Source organism: Pseudomonas sp. NPDC096917, from assembly GCF_044762555.1.
Classification (GTDB): Bacteria; Pseudomonadota; Gammaproteobacteria; order Pseudomonadales; family Pseudomonadaceae; genus Aquipseudomonas.
Map to the genome: position 1 here is coordinate 1 of NZ_JBIWEO010000059.1, position 1,076 is coordinate 1,076.

General features: G+C 55.2%; 1 protein-coding gene. It reads left to right on the forward strand.

The window, feature by feature from the left end; all coding sequences use genetic code 11:
- On the forward strand, positions 1–1,076 hold a 1,076-nt coding region (locus ACIQYF_RS23760), incomplete at both ends, for an efflux RND transporter permease subunit (RefSeq protein WP_402866743.1).

Genomic DNA, 1,076 nt, shown 5'->3' on the forward strand with positions numbered 1-1,076 from the left:
AAGGTCAGCTGCTGAACGATGAGCAGTATTTCGAAGCGCTGGAAGAGTTCGGCGACGATTTCGATGCCCGCATGGGTGCAGAAGCTGTCCGTGAACTGCTGCACGCTATCGACCTAGAGCACGAAATTGGCCGCCTGCGCGAAGAAATTCCGCAAACCAACTCCGAAACCAAAATCAAGAAGCTGTCCAAGCGCTTGAAGTTGATGGAAGCCTTCTTGGGTTCCGGCAACCTTCCTGAGTGGATGGTTCTGACCGTTCTGCCGGTTCTGCCGCCAGATCTGCGTCCTTTGGTGCCGTTGGATGGTGGTCGTTTCGCGACTTCCGACCTCAACGATTTGTATCGTCGAGTGATCAACCGTAACAACCGCTTGAAGCGCCTGCTTGATCTGTCCGCTCCGGACATCATCGTGCGCAACGAAAAGCGTATGTTGCAAGAAGCCGTCGACGCCTTGCTCGATAACGGCCGTCGTGGCCGCGCTATCACAGGTTCGAACAAGCGTCCTCTGAAATCCTTGGCTGACATGATCAAGGGTAAGCAAGGTCGTTTCCGTCAGAACTTGCTCGGTAAGCGTGTTGACTACTCGGGTCGTTCGGTAATTACCGTTGGTCCGACCTTGCGTCTGCACCAGTGCGGTCTGCCTAAGAAAATGGCTCTCGAGCTGTTCAAACCATTCATTTTTGGCAAGCTTGAAATGCGCGGTCTTGCGACCACCATCAAAGCAGCCAAGAAAATGGTTGAGCGTGAGCTGCCAGAGGTTTGGGACGTTCTCGCTGAAGTAATCCGCGAACACCCGGTACTCCTCAACCGTGCACCGACCCTTCACCGTCTGGGTATTCAGGCGTTTGAACCGGTACTGATCGAAGGTAAAGCTATCCAGCTGCACCCTCTGGTCTGTGCTGCGTACAGCGAGAATGACACCGAAGCCTGCCGCCAAGGTGATGATGGTTTTGGTCAGGCCGCTGGCCACACCCGCTACGTGCTCACCCTGGCGGTGGCCATTCTGATCTCGCTGGTCGTATCGCTGACGCTGACGCCGATGATGTGTGCCCGTTTACTCAAAGCTGAGCCCAAGCCA